A 26,468-nucleotide genomic window follows, 5' to 3' on the forward strand; every position below is an offset into this window, starting at 1 on the left:
TCACCTCGCCACTTGGCTCGGTCGGTCCGGCGTGCCGTGGCCCGCCTCGTCCATCGCCTTGATCAGGCTCTTCGGGCGCATGTCAGTCCAGTTCTCATCGATGTAGCGCAGCGCATCGGCGCGCTCGGCGTCGCTGAGTACGGTGTCCCAACCGGCCGGCACGTCGACGAAGGCCGGCCAGAGTGAGTGCTGACCCTCGTCGTTGACGAGAACGAGATACCTGCCGTTTGGATCTTCAAAAGGATTGCTCACGTCGATCATTTCCCCTCGTGGGTCGACTGCGTGGACGTGCTTGCCGAACTCGCGTATGCCGCACCGAGTTCGCGGTCCAGGGTGGGTCCGAACTGTGCGAGAGCCTGCGGCTGGAGCATGCGTGCGTGGGTGCTCTCGACGGTGTGGAAGGTGATGTCGCCGGAGGTGTACCGGTCCCACGACTCGCGGGTCAGCGGAGCGCGAGCGGGATTGGACGACTCGGGCAGGTCGTCGAAGATGGTCGAGGCGAACACCAGGATGTCCGCCGCCACCTTCTCGTGCTGGTATTCCGAGCCCAGCCGGACACAGTTGTTCATGATCCGCCGCGACGCCTCGAACAGACCCTCGTCGGCGACGGCCAGCCCGGCCTGCTCCGACCGGAGCAGCGTCACGAACTGCTCGTACGTCAGGTCGGTGTTCACCTCCTCACCGCCGTATGCCTTCAGCACCTCGGCGTAGATCTTGGAAGATTCCATTGAGGTGACCTCCGCGACCACCTCCTCGTCGATCGACGGCGACGGGAACGCGTCGACCATCACCAGCAGGGCGACAACGCGCCCCTGCCGTTCGAGGCGGGCGGTGACGGCGTGTGCGACGATTCCGCCGTACGACCAGCCGAGGAGGTAGTACGGCCCCTCCGGCTGGACCGAGACGATGTGTTCCACGTAGTCGTCGGCCATCTCCTCCAGCGACTGCGGCAGCGGCTCGTCACCGCCCAGACCCCGCGCCTGGATCCCGTAGACCGGCAACTCCGGGCTCAGATACTTGAGAAGCCCGGCATACGACCAGCTCATCCCGCCACTCGGGTGGATGCAGAACAGCGGGGCCCGGCTCCCGCTCCGGCGCAGCGGCATCACCACGCCGCTGACGCTCTGCTGGTCGTCCATGTTCAGCCGCGCGGCCAGCCCGGCCACCGTCGGTGTCTCGAAGATTGCCCGGATCGGCAGGTGGACGCCCAGGACCGTGCGGATGCGGCTGATCAGCCGGGCGCCCAGGAGCGAGTGCCCGCCCCGCTCGAAGAAGCTGTCGTCGACGCCGACGGCCGGCACACCGAGCGCCTCCGCGAACAGGTCGCACAGGATCTCTTCCTGAGGTGTACGCGCCGCGCGACCGCGCTGGGAGACCCCGAGGTCCGGAGCCGGCAGCGCGGCCCGGTCGAGTTTGCCGTTCACGGTGAGCGGCAGCTCGTCCAGCACCACCACCGCGGCCGGCACCATGTAGTCGGGCAGCCACGTCCCGGCGTGCCGGCGCAGCTCGGCCGGGTCGACCCTCCGCGCGGCCGCCGACACCACATAGCCCACCAGCCGCTGGTCGCCGAGGTGGTCGGCGTGCGCCACCACGGCGGCCCGAGCCACGTCCGGATGTCCCGCCAACGCCGCCTCGACCTCACCGGGCTCGACCCGGAACCCTCGGATCTTGACCTGTTCGTCGGCGCGGCCGAGGAACTCAAGCAGGCCGTCCCGGTTCCACCGGACGACGTCGCCGGTGCGGTACATCCGCGACCCCGGCGGCCCCCATGGATCGGCGACGAACCGTTCGGCGGTGAGCCCGGGTCGGTGCGTGTACCCGCGCGCCAGCCCCGTGCCGGCGATGTAGAGCTCACCGGCGGTGCCGGGTGGCATCAGGTCCAGTCGCGTGTCCAGGACGTAGACCCGGTCGTTCGCGATTGGCCGCCCGATCGGCACGACCTGCGGCCAGTCCTCGGCCTCGCCGTCCAGCGACCACTCCGTCGCCATGTGCGTCTCGGCCGGCCCGTACACGTTGTGCGCACGGCGATCCGTCCGGCCACGGCAGAACTTGCGGAACTCGGGACTGATCCGGAACTCCTGGCCGCCCTGGAGGATGTCCGTCAGGGACGGCAGGGCGCTGCCCGCGTCGCCCGCGGCCTGCATGATCGCCTCTAGCGGCAGGAGCGGGCCGTAGATCTCGTTCACCTGGTGGCGATCGATCCAGGCGGCCATGGCCTCGGGGTCCTTACGCGCCTCGTCAGTGGGCACCACCAGGCACTTGCCGTGGATCAGGGTCGCGAGGATCTCCTGGACGGAGAAGTCGAAACTGATCGCCGTGAACTGGGCCGTCCTGGACCCGGGCTCGCCCGGCAGATGGTCGCCATGCCAGGTCAACAGGTTGACCAGAGCGTCGGAGGGCATCAGCACGCCCTTGGGCCGACCGGTGGAACCGGAGGTGAAGGTGAGGTAGGCCGGGTTCTGTCCCCGCAGGGGGTGCGTACGGTCGGCGTCGGCCGGGTTGTCCGCCGGCTGCCGTTCGAGCTCCGCCACGACCTCCGCGTCGTGCGGGTCCAGTACCGGGCCCGGGATCCTGCCGGCCGGCTCGCCGGCCGCCACCACGACCACCGGCTGGGCATCGGCAAGCATCGAGACGATGCGCTCGACCGGATGCTCCGGGTCCATCGTGAGATACGCCGCCCCGGTCTTGAGCACTGCCGTGATCGCCACGATCAGCTCAACCGAACGGGGCACGACCAGGGCCACCACCCGCTCGGGTCCCGCGCCCCGGCCGATCAGCATCCGGGCGAGTTGGTTCGCCCGCGCGTTCAGCTCCGCGTAGGTGAGCGACTCGTTCTCGTAGATCACCGCCGGGGCGTCGGGCGTCTGCCCCACCCGCAGCTCGAAGAGCTCCGGCGCGGTCAGTGCGGGCAGTCGCACCGGGTCGCCGGTGCCGTCGGCGAGCAACCGCGAGCGCTCGTCCTCGGTGAGAATGTCGATCTCGCTCAGACGCCGGCTCGGCTTCGCCGTCGCCAAGCGCAGAAGGCGCGTCCAGCGGCTCAGCAACGCATCGACAGTGTCGTGATCGAACAGGTCCGTGGAGTACTCCACCAACCCGGTGATGCCGTCGGGGCGGCCGTCCGCCGTGTGCGACTCGACGAGGCTGAAGAACAGGTCGAAGCGCGAGGTACCGGTGCCCACGAACTCGGGCTGAACGTCGAGACCGTCCAGGCCGGCCCGGGCGACCGGAACGTTGTGCAGCGTGAGCATCACCTGGAAGAGGGGATGGTGTGCTGCGGTGCGCCGCGGATTGAGCTGCTCGACCAGGTACTCGAAGGGAACGTCCTGGTTGGCGTAGGCGGCCAGGCCGGTCTCCCGGACCCGGGCGACCAGGTCGCTGAACGCCGGGTCGTCCGAGGTGTCCGTCCGCAACACGATCGTGTTGACGAAGAAGCCGACCAGATCATCCAGCGCCTCGTCGGTGCGCCCGGCGATACCGCTGCCCAAGGGGATGTCCTCGCCGGCGCCGAGCCGGGTCAGTAGCGCCGCCATGCTGGCCTGCAACACCATGAACACCGTCGCGCCCATGCGCCGGGCAAGCTCGGTGACCTGACCGTGCAACTCCGCGTCGAGCTGGAACCGCAGGTGGTCGCCCCGGTAGGTCGCCACCCGGGGCCGGGGCCGGTCGGTGGGCAGGCTGAGCTGTTCGGGCAGGCCGGCCAGTTGCCGGGTCCAGTAGTCCACCTGCCGGGCGAACAGACCGTCCGGGTCGTCCTCCTCGCCCAGCAGTTCGCGCTGCCAGAGCGTGTAGTCGGCGTACTGCACCGCGAGCGGCAGCCACTGCGGCGGCTCGCCGCCACGCCGGGCCCGGTAGGCGGTCATCAGGTCGCGTGCCAGCGGGTTCATCGACCAGCCGTCGCAGGCGATGTGGTGCAGCAACACGAGCACCACGCACTCGTCCGGCGCGGTCAGGAACACCCAGCCCCGCACCGGCAGCTCCGCGGCGAGGTCGAACCCGTACCGCGCCGCGCCGGACAGCGACTCACCCAGCTCGTCCTCACGGACCTGGACGACGTCCCACCGCACCTCGGCGTCGCGGGCGTCGATCACCTTCTGATACGACGTGCCGTCCGCGTCCGGATACACAGTGCGCAGCACCTCGTGGCGGGCAACGACGTCGTGGAGCGCCAGTCGCAGCGCCTCCACGTCCACCGGCCCGGACAGCCGCAACGCCAACGGGATGTTGTACGTCGCCGACCGGCCCTCCAGCTGGTGCAGAAACCACAGTCGCTGCTGCGCGAACGACAACGGCACCACCTCGGGCCGGGACCGCGCCCGCAACACCGGCCGTGCCGCCACCGACCCGGCCACCACCTGCCGCGCCAGCCCCGCAACTGTTGGCTCGGCGAAGACCGCCCGGATCGGCAGCTCCACGCCCAGCACCGTCCTGATCCGGCTCACCAGCCGAGTCGCGAGCAGGGAGTGCCCGCCCAGGTCGAAGAAGCTGTCGGCCACACCCACCCGGGCGACACCCAGCACCTCGGCGAAGAGGCCGCACAGGACTTCTTCATGGACCGTACGAGGGGCGCGGCCGGCCGCCACCGCGAACTCCGGCACCGGCAACGCCGCACGATCCAGCTTGCCGTTCACGGTCAACGGCATGGTGCCCACCACCACCACGGCGGCCGGGACCATGTACTCCGGCAACCGCTCGCGCGCGTAGGCGCGCAGCGTCCCGGCCAGTTCACCGGTTCCGCGCAAGCCGGCCGGATCGTTCACCAGCGCCCGCCCGCTCTCCGGCTCGGCGCCGGCGAACCCGCCGGAGACCACCGGCCCGCCCATCGACGCCGGGAACACCACCGCGTCGAAAAACGCCAGGGAACCGGGCGACCACGTCACCACCGCACCGCAACCGCGTCCGGCGGCCCACCTCAGGACCTCGTGCGGATCGAGCTCCGTGCCCCCGGCCGGTGGCGCCATCGACAACGCCCGCGCGACGGCCAGATCCTCGGCCAGCCGAGCATTGGGTATGTCGGTCACCCGCAGAGGCGTACGGGGGTCGAGGCTGTCCAGGTCGTCGAGGTCGCGTCCCCACACCAGCCGCTCGGCATCGTCCAGCGCCACAGCGTCCACCGGGTTCTTGTGCAGCACGACCTCGTACCGGTAGCGGGTCAGCTCGTTGTGCGACCCGCCGGCCTTCAAGCGGATGTCCACGCCGCCGACCAGGTCGTTGCGGGCGGCCAGCACCGTGAAGAACTCCGGATCGACCACCAGCTCCTTCTCGGTCAGCACGGCCTGCTCGACGGCGGCGCGCACCACCGAGGGCGGGGCGTCGGGCCGGGTCGCCCGTTCCACCACCGCGTTGAGCAACCGCAGCGATCCGGGATGGCGCACGTCACCCACCACCACGCGACCGCCCGGCGCCAGCAGCTCCAGGGCCCGCGACAGCACCCGCGAGAGGTAGTCGCCGTCGGGGAAGTACTGCACCACCGAGTTCACGACCACAGTGTCGAAGAACCCCTCCGGCATCCCGGAGAAGTCGTCGGCCGGCTGGCACCGCAGCTCCACCGGCGATCCCAGCCCCGCCCGTCGCACCTGACCGGAGAGACGCTCGATCACCACCGAGGACAGGTCGGTACCCAGAAAGCTCTCGCAGGCAGGCACGATCCGGGACAGCAGCAACCCCGCACCCACACCGATCTCGAGCACCCGCCGGGGGCCGAAGGACAGGATGCGGTCCACCGCGGCGTCACGCCACTCGCGCATCTCCGGCAGCGGGATGGGCTGCCCCGTGTAGGCCGAGTTCCAGCCGGTGAAGTCCTCGCCCAGGGCCACGTCGTCCGGCCGGGCGTACACCGAGTCGTACAGGCCGCGCCACTCCTCCACCTGCTCCGCCGCGCCCGTGCCCGACTCGTCGGCCGCGGGCACCACGTAACCCACCAGCCGCTTGTCCCCGGGCGTGTCCTCGCGAACCAGCACGGCGGCCTGAGCGACCCGGGGATGCTGACCGAGCACCACCTCGACCTCGCCCGGCTCCACCCGGAAGCCGCGAACCTTCACCTGCTCGTCGGCCCGGCCGACGAATTCGAGCTCGCCGTCGCGGCCCCACCGGACCACGTCGCCCGTGCGGTACATCCGCGACCCCGCCGGCCCCCACGGATCGGCGACGAACCGCTCACCCGTCAGACCCGGCCGGCCCAGGTAGCCGCGTGCCAGGCCCGCCCCGGCCACGTATAGCTCGCCCATGACGCCGAACGGCACCAGGTTCAGGTTGCCGTCGAGCACGTAGACGCGCGTGTCACGCACCGGCCGGCCGATCGGCGCCGCGGCGTCGCGGAAGGGGTTGCTCACCGTGGCGCTCGCGGTGCTCTCGGTTGGCCCGTAGGCGTTGACCATGCGTCGTCCGGGCGCCCACCGCGCCACCAGCTCCGGAGAGCACGCCTCGCCGCACACGGCCAGCATCTCCAGTCCGGTCGCACGCTCGGCGAAGTGCTCGGGCACGGTCGCCAGCGCCGACGGCACCACGAGCGCATGGGTCACCGCCGCCAGTTCGCGCCCGAGCTCCTCACCCAGCAGACGCTCGGCGTCCGGCACGACCAGCGTCGCGCCCGACGGGAACGCCAGCACGAGCTCCCAGACGAACGCGTCGAACCCCACCGACGAGAATTGCAGCACCCGGCTGCCTGGGCCTACGCCGCACCGCTCCACGAGCGTTTCGGCCAGGCTGCGCAGGCCCGAGTGGGTGACCGCGACGCCCTTCGGCACGCCGGTCGAACCGGACGTGTACGTGACGTACGCGACGTTCGACGCCGCCACCGGCACCGAGGGAGCGGTGTCGGGGTGACCGCCGAAATCCTGTTCCAGCGTCTCGGCCGGGAGCACCAGCACCGGCGCCGCGTCCGTAAGAATGAAGTCAACGCGCTCGGGCGGGTTGTCGACGTCGATGGGCAGGTAGGCCGCGCCAGCCTTGCCGACCGCCAGGATCGCCACCACGAGCTCCAGCGAGCGGGGAAGCGCCAGGCCCACCAGGCGCTCGGGTCCCGCCCCTTGCCCGATCAGCCAGTGCGCCAGCCGGTTGGCCCAGGCGTCGAGCTCGCCGTAGGACACCTCCCGGTCTGGTATGGACACTGCTACCGCGTCCGGGGTGCGCTCGGCTCGGCCCTCAAACAGTTCCGCCAGGGTCACGGCAGTCACGAAGAAACCTCCTCGGTCACGACCTGCGCGGGAGCGTCCGCCGCACCCCAGGCCAGCAGTTGAGTGCGTTCGCGTTCGGTCAGCAGATCGACCTGGCCGATGCGCTTGCCCGGGTCCGTCACCAGCGAACTCAGCAGTCGTCGCCACCGGTCCGCCAGCGCCTCCGCGGTGTCCGGATCGAACAGGTCGGTGGAGTACTCGAGCATCCCGGAGATGCCGTCCGGCAGGCCGGCGCTGTCGAGCCGCTCGGCCAGGCTGAAGAACAGGTCGAACCGGGAGCGTCTGGTGCTCACGAACTCCCACCGCACGGTGAGCTCCGGCAGTTCGAGTTCGGCCGAGCGGTTGTTCTGAAGGACGATGGCGACCTGGAAGAGAGGGTGGTGAGTGGCGGAACGCTCCGGGTTGATCGCCTCGACCAGATACTCGAACGGCACGTCCTGGTGCGCGTAGGCGGCGAGGCTGGTGTCGCGGACTCGCCGGAGCAGCTCGGTGAAGGACGGGTTGCCTGCGGTGTCGGCGCGCAGCACGAGCGTGTTGACGAAGAAGCCCACCAGGTCGTCCAGCGCCTCGTCGGTGCGGCCGGCGACACCCGACCCGAGCGGGATGTCGGTGCCGGCGCCCATCCGGGTCAGCAACGCCGCGAGTCCCGCCTGCAACACCATGAACACGGTCACCTGGAGCCGCCGTGCCAGGTCCACGATCCGCCGATGCAGGTCAGCGTCCAGCTCGAAGAGCAGGTGACCCCCGCGGTACGAGGCCATCGTGGGCCGGGGCCGGTCGGACGGTAGGACGATCTCGTCGGGCAGCCCGTCGAGGTGATCGGTCCAGTAGGCGACCTGCCGGGAGAGCACGCTCGCCGGGTCGTCCTCGCCGCCCAGCAACTCACGCTGCCAAAGCGTGTAGTCGGCGTACTGCACCGGAAGTTCCGGCCACCGGGGTTCCTCGTTCCGGCGGCGCGCGTCGTACGCCGTCATCAGGTCCGTGACGAGCGGGCGCATCGACCAGCCGTCACCGGCGATGTGATGCAGCAGCACCAGCAGCACGTACTCGCCGGGCCCGGTGTCGAACACCCAGGCCCGGATCGGCAGCTCCGTCGCGAGGTCGAAGCCGTGGCCGGCCGCCGCCAGGAGGGCCGCGTCCAGTTCCTCGCCGGCGGCCCGGCGGACGTCCCAGTCGACGCGGACCTCCTCCGGATCGAGCACACGCTGGTACGGCTGCCCGCCCACGTCGGGGAACACCGTGCGCAGCGCCTCGTGCCGCAGCACCACGTCGCGCAACGCGGACCGGAGCGCATCCAGGCTCACCAACCCGGACAGCCGTAACACCAACGGCACGTTGTACGTCGCGGACGGCCCTTCGAGCTTGTGCAGGAACCACAACCGCTGCTGCGCGAACGACAACGGCATCGTCTCCGGCCGGGGCTGCCGTACCAGCCTCGGCCGGGCCCGCGCGGCGCTGTCCACATGCCGGGCCAGCCCGGCCACCGTCGGGTCGTCGAAGACCGACCGGATCGACAGCTCCACGCCCAGGGCCGAGCGGATTCGGCTCACCAACCGGGTTGCCAGCAGCGAGTGTCCGCCCAGTGCAAAGAACCCGTCGTCGACGCCGACCGTGGACACGCCCAGCACGTCGGCGAACAATCCGCAGAGGATCTCCTCCTGTGGTGTGCGCGGCGCCCGGTGCTTCGCCGCGGCGCCGTAGTCCGGCTCCGGCAGCGCGGCCCGGTCGAGCTTGCCGTTCGCCGTCAACGGCAACCGGTCGAGCACCACGAACCCGGCGGGCACCATGTAGTCCGGCAGCCGCCGGGCGGCGAAGTCCCACAGCCCGTCCGGTTGCGTCCCGTCGGCCGCGACGACGTAGCCCACCAACTGTCGGTCGCCCCGGCGGTCCTCCCTGGCCATCACCGCGACCTGTGCCACCTGCGGATGCTGGGCCAGCACGGCCTCGACCTCGCCGGACTCCACCCGGAACCCGCGGATCTTGATCTGCTGATCGAGCCGGCCGACGAACTCCAGCCGGTCGTCGCGGTTCCAGCGCACGACGTCACCCGTGCGGTACATCCTCGATCCCGGCGGGCCCCACGGGTCGGCGACGAATCGCTCCGCGGTCAGGGCGCCCCGGTGCAGGAAGCCCCGTGCCACGCCGGCCCCGGCAACGTACAGCTCGCCAGCCACGCCCCGCGGGACCATGCCGAGCCCGTCGTTCAGGACGTGGACCCGCATGTTGTCCATGGGTGTGCCGATCGGGATCGGCCGGTCGGCCGCGATCGCGTCCACCACGTGGTGCGTGGAGAACACCGTCGCCTCCGCCGGGCCGTAGCCGTTGACGATCCGCAGACCCGGATGCGCCGCCAGCACCTGAGCGGCGGCGGCCGGGGAAACCACGTCGCCGCCGGTCCAGACCTGCCGGACGCCGGCCAGCGCGTGGACGTGGTGCTCCGCCACAACCGCGAAGACGCCGGCGGTCAGCCACAGCACACTGATCCGCTCCCTGACGATCGCGTCGGCGAGGGCGTCGATGTCGGTGTCGTTGGAGCGGAGCAGCACGACGGTGTCGCCGCGCAGCAGCGGCACGCACATCTCGAAGGTCAGCGCGTCGAACACCGGCGGCGAGTGCCACAACATCCGCTGACGCCCCGGCGTCCAACACCGGTCCGCCACCAGTGCGACGAGATCCGCGTGGGTCAGCACCACGGCCTTGGGGACGCCGGTGGATCCGGACGTGTACATCACGCACGACGCGTTGAACGGGTGGAGCCGCTCGGGCGGAGCGGCGTCCGGATATCGACTGAAGTCACCCGCTAATGCCTCGGCGTTCACGACCAGCACGGGTTTCGCCTCGGCCAGCATGAACTCCAGCCGGCTCGCGGGCTGGTCCAGATCGATCGGGACGTACGCGGCGCCGGCCTTGCCGACCGCGACGACGCCCACGGCCAGCTCCACCGAGCGCGACAGGGCGAGACCCACCACCCGCTCGGGTCCCGCGCCCTGCTCGATCAGCCAGTGCGCGACCTGATTGGCCCGAGCGTCCAGGTCGCGGTACGTGAGCCGGGTGTCGCCGTCGACGATCGCCACCGCGTCGGGTTCGCGGGCCACCTGGTTGGCGAACAGCGCCGGCACGGTCGTGGCCGGCACGTCGACGGCGGCGCCGGTACCGGCGCCGAGCAGCCGCGCGCGCTCGTCCCTGGTCAGGATGTCGGCCCTGCCGATGCGCTGATCCGGATCGGCCACGACGGCCCGCAGCAGGCGTGTCCAGCGGGCCATCAGGTGGCGCACCGTGTGCTCGTCGAACAGGTCGGCGGCGTACTCCACCAGCCCGCCGATCCCGCTGGGCCGTCCGTCGCCGTCATGCCGCTCGGTGAGGCTGACAGCGAGGTCCACCCGGGAGACGTTCATAGTGATCGGTTCGCCACGGACCTGCACACCGGGAAGGTCGAAGTCGGCGGCGGGAGCGTTCTGGAGTGCCAGTATCACCTGGTACAGCGGGTGGTGGGCCGCCGAGCGTCGGGGGTTGGCGGCCTCCACCAGATACTCGAACGGGACGTCCTGATTGGCGTAGGCGGCGAGACTGGTCTCGCGTACCTGTGCCACCAGGTCACTGAAACGGGGATCGCCGCTGGTGTCCGTCCGCAGCACCAGCGTGTTGACGAAGAACCCGATCAGGTCGTCCAGCGCCTCGTCGGTACGGCCGGCGATCGGCGATCCCACCGGGATGTCGGTGCCCGCTCCCAGGCGATTAAGAAGCGCGGCCAGCCCGGCGTGCAACACCATGAAAACTGTGGCGCCGAACCGTCGCCCGAGCTCCGCGATCCGGTGATGCAGCTCGCCGTCGATGTCGAAGGCGAGGTGCTTGCCACGGTACGACGCGACCGTCGGCCGCGCCCGATCGGTCGGCAGGTTGAGTTGCTCGGGAACGCCGGCGAGCCGCTCCGACCAGTAGCCGAGCTGCCGGGCGAAGACGCTGTCCGGATCGGACTCGCTGCCCAGCACCTCGCGCTGCCAGAGCGCGTAGTCGGCGTACTGCGCCGGCAGGGCCTGCCACTGCGGCGCCGCACCCTGACGCCGGGCGTCGTACGCGGTCATCAAATCCCGGGCGAGCGGGCCCATCGACCAGCCGTCACCCACGATGTGGTGCAGCAGGATCAGGAACACGCACTCCGCGGGACCGGTGGTGAACACCCAACCCCGCACGGGCAGCTCGCCGCCGAGGTCGAAGCCGTACCCGGTCGCCGCGGCCAGGGCGTCACCCAGTTCCTCGTCCGGGACCGCGCGCACCTCCCAGGCCACCTCGACCGCGGCGGGATCGACCACCTTCTGGTACGGCTGCCCGCCGTCGTCCGGGAAGACGGTGCGCAGCGCCTCGTGCCGGACCACCACGTCGCGCAGCGCCGACCGCAGCGCGTCGTGGTCGACCTCGCCGGTCAGCCGCAGGGCCAGCGGCATGTTGTAGGTCGCCGATCGCCCTTCGAGCTTGTGCAGGAACCACAACCTCTGCTGGGAAAACGACAGGGGCAGCCGCTGCGGGCGCGGCCGGGCCACCAGCCGCGGCCGGACGGCGCCGCCCATGGCGACATCCACCCGCTCGGCCAGTGCGGCGACCGTGTGCGCCTCGAAGACCGCGCGGACTGGCAGTTCGACGCCAAGGACGGTGCGCAGCCGGCTGGTCAACCGGGTGGCGAGCAGCGAGTGGCCGCCCAGGTCGAAGAAGCTCTCGTCCGTGCCGACGGCGGGCAGCCCCAGCACCTCGGCGAACAGTCCGCACAGCACTTCCTCCTGCGGCGTCCGCGGCGGCTTGCGATGTCCGGACGACCACAGGTGGTCCGGCGCCGGCAGCGCCGCACGGTCCAGCTTCCCGTTCGCGGTCAGCGGCAGCCTGCCCAGGACCACGAAGGCCGACGGCACCATGAACTCCGGCAGGCGCTCACGGAGGTACGCGCGCAGGGAGGCGACCAGGGCACCGCTGCCGCGCAGCCGCGTCGGCTCGTTGATCAGTTCCCGTCCGGTGTCGGGCGGCGGCGAGTAGACCCCGGTCAGCGCCTGTCCGCCGGCGGCGGCCGCGGGCCTGGGAACGATGAGCGCGTCGAAGGCGCCGATCTCCCCCGGCGACCACGTCGTGATCACCGAGAAGGCGTGCTCGGCGCCCCACGCCACGAGATCGGCCGGATCGACGGCCACCGTCCGTACCGCCGAGACGTCCTCCGCCACCCGGGCGTTGGGGATGCCGGCCACCCGCAGCGGAGTGTCCCGGCCGGTCACCGTCGCCGCCAGGTCGTCGAGCGTGTCCACCGCCTGCCCCCAAACGACCTGGGACACGTCGTCGAGGACGAGAACCTCCGCCGGTTCCTTGTGCAGCACCACCTCGTAGCGGTAGCGGGTCAACTCGTTCCGCGACCGGCCGGCCTTCAACCGCAGGTCCAGCGCGGCCCGGCGGGGTCGTGCCCAGCGGGTGAACCACTCCGGGTCGATCACCAACTCCTTCTCCGTCACCAGCGCGCGCTCCACCGCGTCACGCGTCGCGGCCGGCGACGATCCGGGATGCCGGGAGCGCTGGACGGCGGTGTGCAGCGGCCGCAGGGAGCCGGCGTGGCGCACATCCCCGACCACGATGCGGCCGCCCGGCGCCAGCAGATCCCAGAGTTGGTCCAGCACGTGCTCCAGGTAGTTCCCGTCCGGGAAGTACTGCACCACGGAGTTCAGCACCACAGTGTCGAAGAACGCGCGTGGCAGGCCGCTGACGTCCTCCGCCTTCTGCACCCGCAACTCCACCGAGCCGGCGAGTCCCGCACGCCGCACCTGCCGGGTCAGGTTCTCGACGACCACCGGCGAGAAGTCCGTTCCCCAGTAGGCCTCGCACTCCGGTGCGATGCGCGACAGCAGCAGCCCCGTGCCCACGCCGATTTCGAGCACCCGCCGCGGCTCGAACCTGCGAATGTTCCCGACGACGGCATCGCGCCACTCCCGCATCTCGTCCAGCGGGATGGGCTCTCCGGTGTAGCTCGACTCCCAGCCGGAGAAGTCCTCGCCGAAGGCGATCGGACTGGGATCGGAGTACAGCGAGTCGTACAGCTCGCGCCACTCCTCGATCTGGGCCGTGGACTCGCCGCTCGGCTCGTCCGCCGCGACCGGCACCACGTACGCCGCGAGGCGCTTGTCCCCCGGCTCGCCCTCGCTGGACACCACCACCTGGGAGACGCGTGGGTGCCCGGCCAGCACCGCCTCGATCTCGCCGGGCTCGACCCGGAATCCGCGGATCTTGACCTGCTCGTCGGCGCGGCCGACGAACTCCAGGTGACCGGCGCGGTTCCACCGCACGAGGTCACCCGTGCGGTACATCCGCGTCCCGGCCGGCCCCCACGGATCCGCCACGAACCGTTCCGCGGTGAGGCCCGGGCGGCTCAGGTACCCACGGGCCAGCCCCAGGCCGGCGATGTACAACTCCCCCACCACGCCGGCCGGGACCAGGGCGAGCCCGGCGTCCAGGACGTACACCCGCATGCCGTCCATCGGGCCACCGATCGGCACCGTCAGCCGTTTCGCCCCCGGCGCCCGCTCGATCGGGTGGCGGCACGCGAAGGTGGTGGTCTCGGTCGGGCCGTACCCGTCGACGACGGTCAGGTGCGGGTTCGCGGCCAGCACCCGGTCGACGGCAGCCGGCGAGACCACGTCCCCGCCCGTCCACAGCTGGCGCACGCCCGACAACGCCTCCGGCTCGTGCTCGGCGATGAGGGCGAAGACGCCCGCCGTCAGCCACAGCCCGGTGATCCCGTGATCGGCGATGAGCCGGGTCAGCGCGTCGAGGTCGGAGTCCTTCGTTCCCGCGACGACGACGGTGCCGCCGCCGAGCAGCGGCGCCCAGAGCTCGTACGTCGAGGCGTCGAACAGCGGCGACGAATGCAGCAGCACCCGTTCGTGCCCCTGCCGGAAGCACCGGTCCCGCGCCAGGGCGACGACCGCGGCGTGGGACACCGCCACGCCCTTCGGCACGCCGGTGGATCCGGACGTGTACATCAGGTAGGCAAGGTTGTCGCTGGCGACGACGACCGGCGGCGGGGTGTCCGGCTGGTCGCCGAAATCGCGCGCGAAGAGGTCCGCGTCGATGGTCAGTATCGGTGCCTCGGCGGACGGCACGAGATCGAACCGGCGGTCCGGCGAGCCGGCATCGATCGGCACATAGGCGCCGCCGGCCTTGACCACCGCCAGGATCGCCACCACCAGCTCCACCGACCACGGCAGCGCGACGCCCACCAGGCGCTCGGGGCCCACCCCCCGGCCGATCAGCCAGTGGGCCAGCCGGTTCGCGCGGGCGTCCAGCTCCCGGTACGACAACACGGTGTCCCCGCTGATCAGAGCCGTGCCATCCGGGTCGCGCGACACCTGTGCCCGAAACAACTCGGCCAACGTGGCCGAAGGAGCGTCCGTGGCCGCGCCGGTACCGGCCACGAGCAGGCGCGCGCGTTCGTCGCCGGAGAGCAGGTCGACCTGGCCGATACGCAGGCCCGGATCGGCGGCCACCGCCGTCAGGAGCCGCTTCCACCGCGCGACCAACTGCTGCACCGTGTCACGGTCGAACAGGTCGGTGGAGTACTCCGCCATGCCGGTGATGCCGCGGCCAGCCCCGTCCGGCCCGTGCGACTCGGTGAGGCTGAAGAAGAGGTCGAACCGGGACGTGCCGGTACCCACGAACTCCGCGCGCACCGTAAGGCCGGCCAGGTCGAACTCCGCCGCCGGCGCGTTCTGCAACGCGAACATCACCTGGAACAGCGGATGGTACGCCGCGGACCGGTTCGGATTGAGCACCTCGACCAGGTGGTCGAACGGAACGTCCTGGTGGGCGTACGCGGCGAGGCTCGTCGTGCGGACCCGCCCGACCAGTTCGGCGAAGGCCGGGTCGCCGGACGTGTCGGTCCGCAGCACGAGCGAGTTCACGAAGAACCCGATCAGGTCGTCCAGCTCCTCGTCGGTGCGGCCGGCGATGGCCGACCCGAGCGGGATGTCCGTTCCCGCGCCCAACCGGGTCAGCAACGCGGCCAGCCCGGCCTGCAACACCATGAAGAGGGTCGCGTCGGTCTGGCGCGCGAGCGCGCAGAGGCGCTCGTGCAGTTCGGCGTCGAGATCGAAGAGCAGATGGTCGCCCGCGTACGACGCGACAGTGAGCCGGGGCCGGTCGGTCGGCAGGGCGAGCTGGTCGGGAAGGTCCGCGAGCTGCTCGGACCAGTACTTCACCTGCTCGCTGAAGAGACTGCCGGGGTCTTCCGGGTCGCCCAGCAGCTCCCGCTGCCAGAGCGTGTAGTCGACGTACTGGACCGCCAGCTCCGGCCAGCGCGGCTCACGCCCGTGCGACCGTGCGTCGTACGCCGTCATCAGGTCACGCGCGAGCGGCCCGATGGACCAGCCGTCGCAGGCGACGTGGTGCACCAGCACCAACAGCAGACAATCGGTGTCGCTGGTGACGAAGAGCCACGCCCGTACGGGCACCTCGGTCCGGAGGTCGAACGTGGTTGCCGCCGCGTCCGCGACGGCCGGGCCCAGCGTCTCGTCGGCAACGTGCCGGACCTGCCAGGCGATGTCGATCCCGGCGGGGTCGAGCAGCCGCTGGTACGGCTGCCCGTTCACGTCCGGCAGGACGGTGCGCAGGGCCTCGTGCCGGCACACCACGTCGCGCAGGGCGACCCGCAGCGCCTCGTGGTCGACGTGCCCGGTCAGCCGCAGGGCGATGGGAATGTTGTACGTCGCGGACGGCCCCTCCAGGTTGTGCAGGAACCACAGCCGCTGCTGGGCGTACGAAAGCGGAGTCATCGCGAACCTTCCCCCCGTGACATCCGGCGCAATCTCGGCCGCCGGCTCGCCGGCAGCTCCTCGGTTCTCCGGGCGAGGCCGGCCACGGTCGGCGCCTCGAAGATCGCCTGGACCGGCAGGTCCACTTCGAACACGCTGCGGATCCGGCTGATCAGGCGGGTGGCCAGCAGCGAATGCCCGCCGAGGTCGAAGAAGCTGTCGTCGACGCCGACCGTGCGCACGCCGAGCACCTCCGTGAACAGCCCGCACAGCAGCTGCTCCGCGGGGGTACGCGGCGCTCTGTGGGTGTGCGGCCGCGCGTAGTCCGGCGCTGGCAGCTCGGCACGGTCCACCTTGCCGTTGGCCGTCAACGGCAGGCGGTCGAGCAGCACCACCGCGGCCGGCACCAGGTAGCCCGGGAGCCGATCCGCGGCGAAGTCCCGGAGGTCGCCGGGCGGCTCGCCGTCGCCTGCCGGGACCACGTACGCCACCAGCCGCCGGTCGCCGGGGCGGTCCTCGCGGGCGATCACCGACGCCTGGGCGACTCCGGGATGCCGGGTCAGCACCGCCTCGACCTCGCCCGGCTCCACCCGGTGCCCGCGAATCTTGACCTGGTGGTCGACCCGTCCGACGAATTCGATCTTCCCGTCGCGGTTCCACCGCACGACGTCCCCGGTGCGGTACATCCGCGACCCCGGCGGACCCCACGGGTCGGCCACGAACCGCTCCGCGGTGAGGCCGGGTCGGGACACGTAGCCACGGGCCACTCCTGTTCCCGCGATGTACAGCTCCGCCGCCACACCGGGCGGGGCGAGCTCCAGTCGGCCGTCCAGCACGTAGGCCCGTACGTCCTCCATCGGGACGCCGATCGGCACCGTCCGGCCGTCCGGGGCGTCGACGGGGAACTGCGTGGCGAACGTCGTCGTCTCGGTCGGCCCGTAGACGTGCACGAGCGACGTCCGCGGGTTCCGTTCCCGCATCCGCCGCATGGCGGCCGGGCTGACCAGCTCGCCGCCCGTCAGCACCGTGCTGACCCCGGCGAAGCAGTCGACGTGCTCCTCGACCATGAGGTTGAACAGCGCCGTGGTCAGGAACAGCGCGCTCACCCCCGCGCGAATCACCCGGGCGAGCTCCGCGGCGTCCAGCTCGCCGGGCGGGGCGACGACCACGGTGCCGCCGCTGGTCAACGGCGCCCACAGCTCGTAGGTCGACGCGTCGAACATGACCGGCGAGCGGAACAGGACCCGCTGGTGCCCGGTCGCGAAGAGCTCGGACCGCACCAGGCCGACGACATCGGCGTGGCACACCGTCACACCCTTGGGCCCGCCGGTGGATCCGGATGTGTACATCACGTACGCGGCGCCGGGGGGCTGCACCCGGACGGCGGGCGCGGTGTCCGGATACCGGCTGAAATCCCCGGCGAGATCGCCGGCCTCGACGACGACCGCTGGCGCCGCGTCCGCCAGCAGGAACGCGATCCGCTCCGCTGGTTGGCCCGGGTCGATCGGCAGGTACGCCGCACCGGCCTTGACCACGGCGAGGGTCATCGCCACCAGGTCCACCGAGCGCGGCAGGACCAGGCCGACGAGCCGCTCCGGGCCGGCACCTCGCTCGATCAGCCAGTGCGCCATCCGGTTGGCCCGCACATCCAGCTCGCGGTAGGACAGCGAGGTGCCGTCGCTCACGACCGCCGCCGCCCGCGGCGTCCATGCCACCTGCGCCGCGAACAGCTCCTGCACCGTCGTTCGCGGGGCTTTCTGGATGGCGCCGGTCCCCGCGGCCAGCAACCGGGCCCGCTCCTGTGCGGTGAGCAGGTCGATCCGGCTGATCCGCCGGCCCGGTTCAATGGTCGCCGCCCGCAGCAGCCTCGCCCATCGGGCCACCAGATCGTCCACCGTAGCCCGGTCGAACATGTCGGTGGAGTACTCCAGCACCCCGGCGATGCCGTCCGGTCGGCCGGTGCGGTCGAGGCGCTCGCTCAAGCTGAACGCCAGGTCCATCCGGGAGACGTCCATCGCGACCGGCTCGCCGTCGACCTTGAGCCCCGGGAGCCGGAACTCCGGCGTGGGGACGTTCTGCAACACCAGGGCGACCTGGAACAGCGGGTGATGAGCGGCCGAGCGCCGCGGGTTCACCAGCCCGACCAGGTATTCGAACGGCACGTCCTGATGCGCGTAGGCGGCGAGGTTGGTCTCCCGCACCCGGCCGAGCAGCTCGCTGAACGACGGATCTCCCGACGTGTCGGTGCGCAGCACGAGCGTGTTGACGAAGAACCCGACCAGGTGGTCCAGTGCCTCGTCGTGGCGACCGGCGATCGGCGAACCCACCGGGATGTCGGTTCCCCCGCCCAGCCGGGTCAGCAACGCCGCCAGCCCGGCCTGCAACACCATGTAGACAGTGCTGCCGGAGCGCTGGGCGAGGGCGGCGATCCGCCGGTGCAGATCGGCGTCCAGGTGGATTTCCCGGTGCTCACCCCGGTGCGAGGCCACCGGCGGCCGGGCCCGGTCGACCGGCAGCGTCAACTGGTCGGGCAGGTCCCTCAACTGCTCGGTCCAGTAGCGCACCTGCCGGGCGAACACGCTGCCGGCGTCGTCCTCGTCGCCCAGCACCTCGCGCTGCCAGAGGGTGTAGTCGGCGTACTGAACCGGCAGTTGCCGCCACGGCGGCGCATCGCCCGCACGGCGCGCGCGATAGGCGGTCAGCAGGTCCTCGGCGAGCGGCCCCATCGACCAGCCGTCGCCCGCGATGTGATGCAGCAGCACGAGCAGGACGCACTCGGTGCGGTCGGTCCGGAACACCCAGCCTCGTACGGGCAGCTCCCTGGCCAGATCGAAGCCGTGTCCGGCCGCGGCCGACAGCGCCGCGCTCAGCCCGTCCCGGTCCACGTCCCGGATCTCCCAGCCGACCTGGACCGCGTCCGGCGCCACCACCTGCTGATACGGCTCCCCGTCGGTGTCCGGGAACACCGTGCGCAGGGCCTCGTGCCGCTCGACGACGTCCAGCAGCGCCAGGCGCAGCACCTCCACATCGACCTCGCCGGACAGCCGCAGCGCCAGCGGAATGTTGTACGTCCCCGACGACCCCTGGTACTGATGCAGGAACCAGAGCCGCTGCTGCGCGAACGACAGCGGCAGCACCGTCGGCCGGGGCCGGGCACGCAGCGGCGGCCGCGCCTGCGCCGTGCCGCCGTGCAGCAGCCGGGCGAGTCCGGCGACCGTCGGCGCCGCAAAGACCGCCCGGATCGGCAGCTCCGTCCCGAGGACGGTCCGGATCCGGCTCACCAACCGGGTCGCCAGCAGCGAGTGCCCACCGAGGTCGAAGAAGCTGTCGTCGATCCCGATCGCCGGAAGCCCGAGCAACTCGGCGAACAACCCGCACAGGACCTCCTCCTGAGGCGTACGCGGAGCCCGGCCCGCCCCTCCCACTCCGTAGTCCGGCACCGGGAGCGCCGCGCGGTCCAGCTTCCCGCTCACCGTCGACGGCAGCCTGTCCAGCGACACGATCGCCGACGGGACCATGAACTCCGGCAACCGCTCGCCGGCGAACCGGCGCAGCGACGTGACGAGTCCTCCGGCCGCGCGCGCCGCCGCCGGATTGTTGACCAGCTGGCGGCCCGCGACGCCGGACGGCAGATAGACGCCGGTGAAGGCTCGGCCGTCGCCGGCCGACGGGAGAACGACGGCGTCGAAGGAGTCGATCGTCTCCGGCGACCAGGTGACGAGGGCCGTGCAGCCGCTGCGCCGGCACCACGACCGAAGCGCCTCCGGATCGACCCCGGCCGTCTCGCCCACGACGCGCGCGTTGGGAATGCCCACCACCCGCTTGGGGCCGGCCGGGTCCAGCTCGTCGAGGGCGCCGACGTCGCGGCCCCACACCGCGCGCGGTACGTCGTCCACCGCCAGCAGATCGGCTCGTTGCTTGTGCAGCACGACCTCGTATCGGTAGCGGGTCAGCTCGTTGTGCGCGGCGCCGGCCTTCAACCGGACGTCCACGCCGGCACGGCCGTCGGCCCACCGCGTGAACCACTCCGGGTCGACGACCAGCTCCCGCTCCGCGAGCACCGCCCGCTCGACCGCTGCCGTGATTGTCGACGGCGGGGCGTCGGGTCGCTGAGCCCGCTGGATCTCCGTCTGGATCGGCCGCAACGACCCCGGATGGCGGACGTCGCCCACCACCACACGACCACCAGGAACCAGCAGCTCCAGGCATCGCGTCAGCACCCGGGTCAGGTAGTCGCCGTCGGGGAAGTACTGCACCACCGAGTTCAGCACCACAGTGTCGAAGAAGCCCTCCGGCAACCCGGAGAAGTCGTCGGCCGGCTGGCACCGCAGCGCGACGCGGGATTCCAGGCCCGCCTTGCGCACCTGCTCGGCGAGGCCCTCGACCACAACGGACGAGAGATCGGTGCCCCAGTAGCTCTCGCACTCCGGCGCGATCCCGGACAGCAGCAGTCCCGATCCGACACCGACCTCGAGGACCCGGCGCGGCTGGAACGCGAGCACCCGCTCCACCGCGCTGTCGCGCCACTCCCGCATCTCCTCCAGCGGAATGGGCGACCCCGTGTAGACCGAGTTCCACCCCACAAAGTCCTCGCCGAAGGCGCCGGCCGACCCGGAGTACACCGAGTCGTACAACTCTCGCCACTCGGTGATCTGCTCAGCTTCACCGCCCGAGAGCGCGGTGGGCACCACGTAGCCCACCAGGCGTTTGTCGCCGGCCTCGCTCTCCCTCGCCACGACGACCGCCCGGCTCACCCGCGGGTGTTGCGCCAGCACCGCCTCGATCTCACCGGGCTCCACCCGGAACCCGCGGATCTTCACCTGTTCGTCGGCGCGGCCCACGAACTCGAGCGCGCCGTCGCGGCCCCACCGCACCACATCCCCGGTGCGATACATCCGCGATCCTGCCGGCCCCCACGGGTCCGCGACGAACCGCTCGGCCGTCAGGGCCGCACGGCCCAGATAGCCGCGCGCCAGGCCCACGCCCGCCACGTACAACTCGCCCGTCACGCCCCGCGGCACCATGGTGAGCGCACCGTCCAGGACGTAGACCCGGATGTTGTCGATCGGCCGCCCGATCGGGATCTCACGCGCACCGGCCACCGGTGGGCACGCCCAGGAGGTCACGTCCACCGCGGCCTCGGTCGGGCCGTAGAGGTTGTGCAGTTCGACGTCCAGGACCGCGTGGAAGCGCGAGCGCAGATCCTCGGTCAGCGCTTCACCGCTACAGATGACCCGGCGCAGGTGTGTGCATTCGGCAGCCGCGGGCTCGTCGACGAACGCGCGAAGCATCGACGGCACGAAGTGGACGGTGGTGATGCGTTCGGCCTTGATCGTCTCGGCCAGGTACGAGGGATCGCGGTGACCACCCGGCTCGGCCAGGACGAGGGTCGCCCCGGAGATCAGCGGTAGGAAGAACTCCCACACCGAGACGTCGAAGCCGGCGGAGGTTTTCTGCAGGAACCGGTCGTCGGTCCGGAACCCGTACTCGTCCCGCATCCAGAGGAGCCGGTTCACAATGGCCCGGTGCGAGACCAGGACGCCTTTCGGCCGGCCGGTCGAGCCCGACGTGTAGATCATGTAGGCGGCGTTGCCCGGATCCGGTTCCACGGGCCCGGCCGTTGGCCCGGCCGTCTCCGCGTCGTCGGCGCCATCGAGAAGGATCGGCGTGGTCCCTGCGGGCAGAGTCCTCGCCGTGCCGGTCGTCGCCAGGACCACTGCGGGACGGGCGTCGCCGAGCATGAAGGCAATCTGCTGCGCCGGGTAGTCCGGGTCGATCGGGACGTACGCGCCGCCGGCCCTGACCGTCGCCAAGATCGCCACCACCAGATCCACCGAACGAGGCAGCAGCAGGGCCACCAGCCGCTCGGGACCGACGCCGTGCCCGGCCAGCAGACGCGCCAGCCGGTCGGCACGTTCCACGAGCTGCCGGTAGGTGAGCCGGGTTCGGCCGGCGACCAGCGCGACCGCGTCCGGGGTCCGCTCGGCCTGCACGGCGAAGAGCCCGGGCAGGGTCGCGGACGGCAGCTCGCGGGCCGGTCCGGTCCCGTCGGCCACCAGCCGGGCACGCTCGCCCTCGGTGAGCAGGTCGATCCGGCCGATGCGCAGGTCCGGGTCCGCCGCCATCGACCGGAGCAGCCGCACCCACCGGCTCACGAAATCCTGCACCGTGTCGCGGTCGAACAGGTCGGTGGAGTACTCGACCAGGACACCGACACCCTCCGCGTCCGGGTTCTTGACCAGCGAGAGCCACAGGTCGAACCGGGAGGTGCCGGTCTCCACCGCCTCCAGCCGCGCCTCGAGTTCGGGGATGCTGAAGTCGGCCTCCGGCCCGTTCTGCAACGCCAGCATCACCTGGAACAGCGGGTGGTGGCCGGCGGAGCGCCGCGGGTTGAGCAGCTCGACCAGATACTCGAACGGGATGTCCTGGTGCGCGTACGCGGCGAGACTGGTCTCCCGTACCCGGCCGACCAGGTCGGCGGCGGTCGGGTCGCCGGAGGTGTCGGTACGCAGCACCAGTGTGTTGACGAAGAAGCCGACAAGGTCGTCGAGCGCCTCGTCGGAGCGACCGGCGATCGGCGAGCCCACCGGGATGTCGGTGCCGGCGCCCAGGCGCGTCAGCAACGCCGCCAGCCCGGCGTGCAACACCATGAACACGGTCGCGCCCAGCCGGCGCGCGAGGGCGGTGATCGTCGGGTAGAAGTCGGCGTCCAACGGTACGAACAGGTGCTCCCCCTGGTAGGACGCGGTCGGCGGCCGCGGCCGGTCCGCCGGCAGGGTGACCTCGTCGGGCAGCCCCGCCAACTGGCCGGACCAGTAGCCCACCTGCCGGGCCAGCACACTGTCCGGGTCGTGCTGGTCGCCCAGCACGTCCTGTTGCCACAGCGCGTAATCGACGTACTGGGCCGGTAGCTGCGGCCATTCCGGCGCCCGGCCCTGCCGCCGGCCGCTGTACGCCGTCATCAGGTCCCGCGACAGCGGGTCCATCGACCAGCCGTCACCCGCGATGTGGTGCAGCAGCACCAGCAGAACCCGCTCGCCGGTGTCCGCCGCGAACAGCCAGGCCCGGATCGGCAACTCCGCCGCCAGGTCGAAGGCGTACCGGGCCGCTTGCGACAGCGCCGGCCGGAGGCCGTCGTGGGTGACCCGGCGCACCTCCCAGCCGAGCTCGATGTCGCCGGTGCCGACCACTCGTTGGAAGGGCTGGCCGTCGACTTCGGGGAACACCGTGCGCAGTGCCTCGTGCCGGGCGACGACGTCGTGCAACGCCAGACGCAACGCGGCCACGTCCACGTCGCCGGAGAGCCGCAGGGCGAGCGGAATGTTGTAGGTCGCCGACGGCCCCTCGAGCTTGTGCAGGAACCACAACCGGCGCTGGGCGTACGACAACGGCGGCAGACCGGGCCGACGCCGCGTCGCCGGCCGCGGCGGTGCGGACCCCGCGCCGTCCAGGTGCCGGGCCAGCCCGGCCACCGTCGGCGCCTCGAACACCAGCCGGATCGGGAGCTCCACGCCCAGCACGGAGCGGACCCGGCTGGTCAGGCGGGTCGCCAGCAGCGAGTGCCCGCCCAGGTCGAAGAAGCTGTCGTCGATTCCCACGTTCGGTACCTGAAGCACCTCGGCGAACAACCCGCACAGCACCTGCTCCCGCGGGGTCCGCGGCAGGCGGCCAGCGGCCGGCTTCGCATAGTCGGGCGCCGGCAGGGCGGCACGGTCCAGCTTGCCGCTCGCGGTTGTGGGCAGCCGGTCCAGCAGCACGACGGCCGCAGGCACCATGTGCTCCGGCAACCGCCGGCTCGCGAAGTCGCGCAGATCCTCCGGTTCGTCGACAGTGGGCACCACGTACGCCACCAGTCGCTGGTCGCCGGGCTGGTCCTCGCGAACCACCACCACCGCCCGCTCCACGTGCGGATGCGTGGCGAGCGCCGCCTCGATCTCGCCGGGCTCGACCCGCAGCCCACGGATCTTCACCTGCTCGTCGGCGCGGCCGGCGAACTCCAACCGGCCGTCCCGGACCCACCGCGCCAGGTCGCCGGTGCGGTACATCCGCGACCCCGCCGGACCCCAGGGATCGGCCACGAACCGCTCGGCCGTCAGCCCGGCCCGGCCCAGGTACCCGCGAGCCAGCCCGGACCCGGCGACGTACAGCTCGCCTGTGACACCGGGCGGCGCGAGGCCGAGCTCGGCGTCCAGCACGTACACCCGCGCGTTGTGCACCGGGCGGCCCAGCGGTGTGGCAGTGCCGACCACCGCATCGCTCACCGTCGCGCAGACGGTGACCTCGGTCGGCCCGTACGCGTTCACCATCCGCCGGCCGGGCGCCCATCGCGCGGCCAGCTCCGGCGGGCACGCCTCGCCGCCCACGGTCAGACCGCGCAGCCGCTCGCCAAGTCCCTCGGGGACCGTGGCGAGCACGGAGGGGACGACCAGGGCGTGGGTCACCTCGGACAACGCGTGTCCCAACTGCTCACCCACCAGGCGGCCCGGCGGGGGCACCACGAGCGCCGCGCCGGAGGAGAACGCCAGCACGAACTCCCACACCATGGCGTCGAACGCGAGCGACGACAGTTGCAGGACGCGGCTGCCCGCGTCGGCCCCGCACCGCTCGGCCAGGGTGGCGGCCAGGCCGGACACCCCGGCGTGGGTCACCGCCACCCCCTTGGGCGTGCCGGTCGATCCGGAGGTGTACATCACGTACGCGGTGTGGGACGGCGTCACCCGCACCGGCGGCGCGGTCGCGGGGAACTCGGCGAACGGCCCGGCGAGCGCCTCGGCGTCGAGTACCAGCACCGGCGCGGCGTCGGACAGCATGAATGCGACCCGCTCCGCCGGGTACTCGGGGTCGATGGGGAGGACCGCGCCACCGGCCTTGCCGATCGCTAGCACCGCGACGACGAGCTCCACCGACCGCGGCATCGCCAGACCCACCAGCCGCTCGGGCCGCACACCCTGCTCGATCAGCCAGTGCGCCACTCGGTTCGCCCAGGAGTCGACCTCGCCGTAGCGGAACTCCCTTGCGCCTGCCACGACGGCCACGGCGTCCGGGGTGCGGGCCGCGTGCGCGGCGAACATGTCGGTCAGGGTCGCCGGCGTCGCGCCGAGGATCTCGCCGGTCCCGTCGGCGAGCAGCCGAGCGTGCTCGTCGGAGGAGAGAAGGTCGAGCCTGCTCAGGCGGCGGCCCGGGTCGGCCACCGCCGATCGCAGCAGCCTCTTCCACCGGGACATGAGAATCTCGACCGTTTCCCGGTCGAACAGGTCGGTGGAGTATTCGACAGTGCCGGCGATGCCGTCCGGTTGGCCGATCCGGTCACGGCGCTCGGCCACGCTGATCGCCAGGTCGAGGCGGGACACGCCGGTGGACACCGGGTATGTGCTGACGCGCGCGCCGGGTAGCTCGAAGGCCGTCGCGGGAGTGTTCTGCAACACCAGGGCGATCTGAAACAGGGGGTGGTGAGCCGGGGAGCGCTGCGGGTTGAGCAGCTCCACGAGGTACTCGAACGAAACGTCCTGGTTGGCGTACGCGGCCAGACCCGTCTCACGCACCTGGGCGAGCAGATCGGCGAAGGTCGGGTCGCCGGACGTGTCGGTGCGCAGGACCATGGTGTTCACGAAGAACCCGACCAGCTCGTCCAGCGCCTCGTCGGTGCGCCCGGCGATCCCGCTGCCCAGCGGGATGTCCTCGCCCGCACCCAGCCGGGTCAGCAACGCCGCCAGGGCGGCCTGCAGCACCATGAACACGGTCGCGCCCGAGCGCCGGGCCACATCGGTCACCTGCTGGTGCAGGCTCGCGTCGAGGTCGAACTCCAGGTCGGCACCCCGATAGGACGCGACGCGGGGCCGCGGCCGGTCGTGGGGCAGGCTCAGCTGCTCGGGCAGGCCGGCGAGCCGCTCGGTCCAGTAGCCGACCTGCCGCGCGAACACGCTGTCCGGGTCGTCGGAGCTGCCGAGCAGGTCGCGCTGCCAGAACGTGTAGTCGGCGTACTGCACCGGCAGCGGCGTGAACTCCGGCTCGTCGCCGCGATGGCGGGCTCGGTAGGCGGTCATCAGGTCGTGTGCCAGCGGGCCCATCGACCAGCCGTCGCAGGCGATGTGATGCAGCAACACCAGCAGCACACACTCACCGGGCCTGGTCACGAAGACCCGACCGCGCACCGGCGGCTCAACCGCCAGGTCGAAGCCGTACCGGACAGCCGCCGACAACGACTCGTCCAGAGCCCGCTCGTCGACGTGCTCGACTCGCCACGCGACGTCGGCCTCGCCGAGGCCGAGGACCTTCTGCGACGGTGTGCCGGCGTCGTCGGGGAAGATCGTGCGCAGCACCTCGTGCCGCGCCACGACGTCGGTGAGCGCCTGCCGCAACGCGCCGAGATCCACCGGCCCGGACAGGCGCAACGCGAACGGAATGTTGTATGTCGCCGAGCGGCCCTCCAGCCGGTACAGGAACCACAACCGCTGCTGCGCGAACGACAACGGCACCGTCTCGGGCCGCGGCCGCGGCCGCAACGCCGGCCGTGCCCGGGCCG

Annotated in this window: 4 protein-coding genes (1 of these 4 only partly in view); all 4 read right to left on the reverse strand. The window is 71.6% G+C overall.

Going from position 1 to position 26,468, the window contains the following annotated elements:
• Tightly spaced (each overlapping or abutting the next), the 4 genes in view from EV382_RS14780 to EV382_RS14795 form a layout consistent with a single transcriptional unit that may run on beyond the window.
• Positions 1-261, reverse strand: coding sequence for an MbtH family protein (locus tag EV382_RS14780; RefSeq protein WP_130402391.1), 261 nt, complete (start codon positions 259-261; stop codon positions 1-3).
• Complete coding sequence (locus EV382_RS33810; protein ID WP_165435796.1) at positions 258-7,172, reverse strand: non-ribosomal peptide synthetase; 6,915 nt, start codon at positions 7,170-7,172, stop codon at positions 258-260. The genes EV382_RS14780 and EV382_RS33810 overlap by 4 nt, the downstream gene beginning before the upstream one ends.
• A complete protein-coding gene (locus EV382_RS14790; protein WP_130402395.1) occupies positions 7,169-15,967 on the reverse strand; it encodes a non-ribosomal peptide synthetase in 8,799 nt (2,932 codons plus the stop codon). The genes EV382_RS33810 and EV382_RS14790 overlap by 4 nt, the downstream gene beginning before the upstream one ends.
• Positions 15,964-26,468, reverse strand: the 3' portion of a protein-coding gene (locus EV382_RS14795) for a non-ribosomal peptide synthase/polyketide synthase (RefSeq protein WP_165435797.1). It continues 7,309 nt past the right edge of the window; the window shows 10,505 of its 17,814 coding nt (coding positions 7,310-17,814); its start codon lies off the right edge, out of view; its stop codon occupies positions 15,964-15,966. Before EV382_RS14795 ends, EV382_RS14790 begins: the two co-directional genes overlap by 4 nt.

The organism is Micromonospora violae (assembly GCF_004217135.1).
Taxonomy (GTDB): domain Bacteria; phylum Actinomycetota; class Actinomycetes; order Mycobacteriales; family Micromonosporaceae; genus Micromonospora; species Micromonospora violae.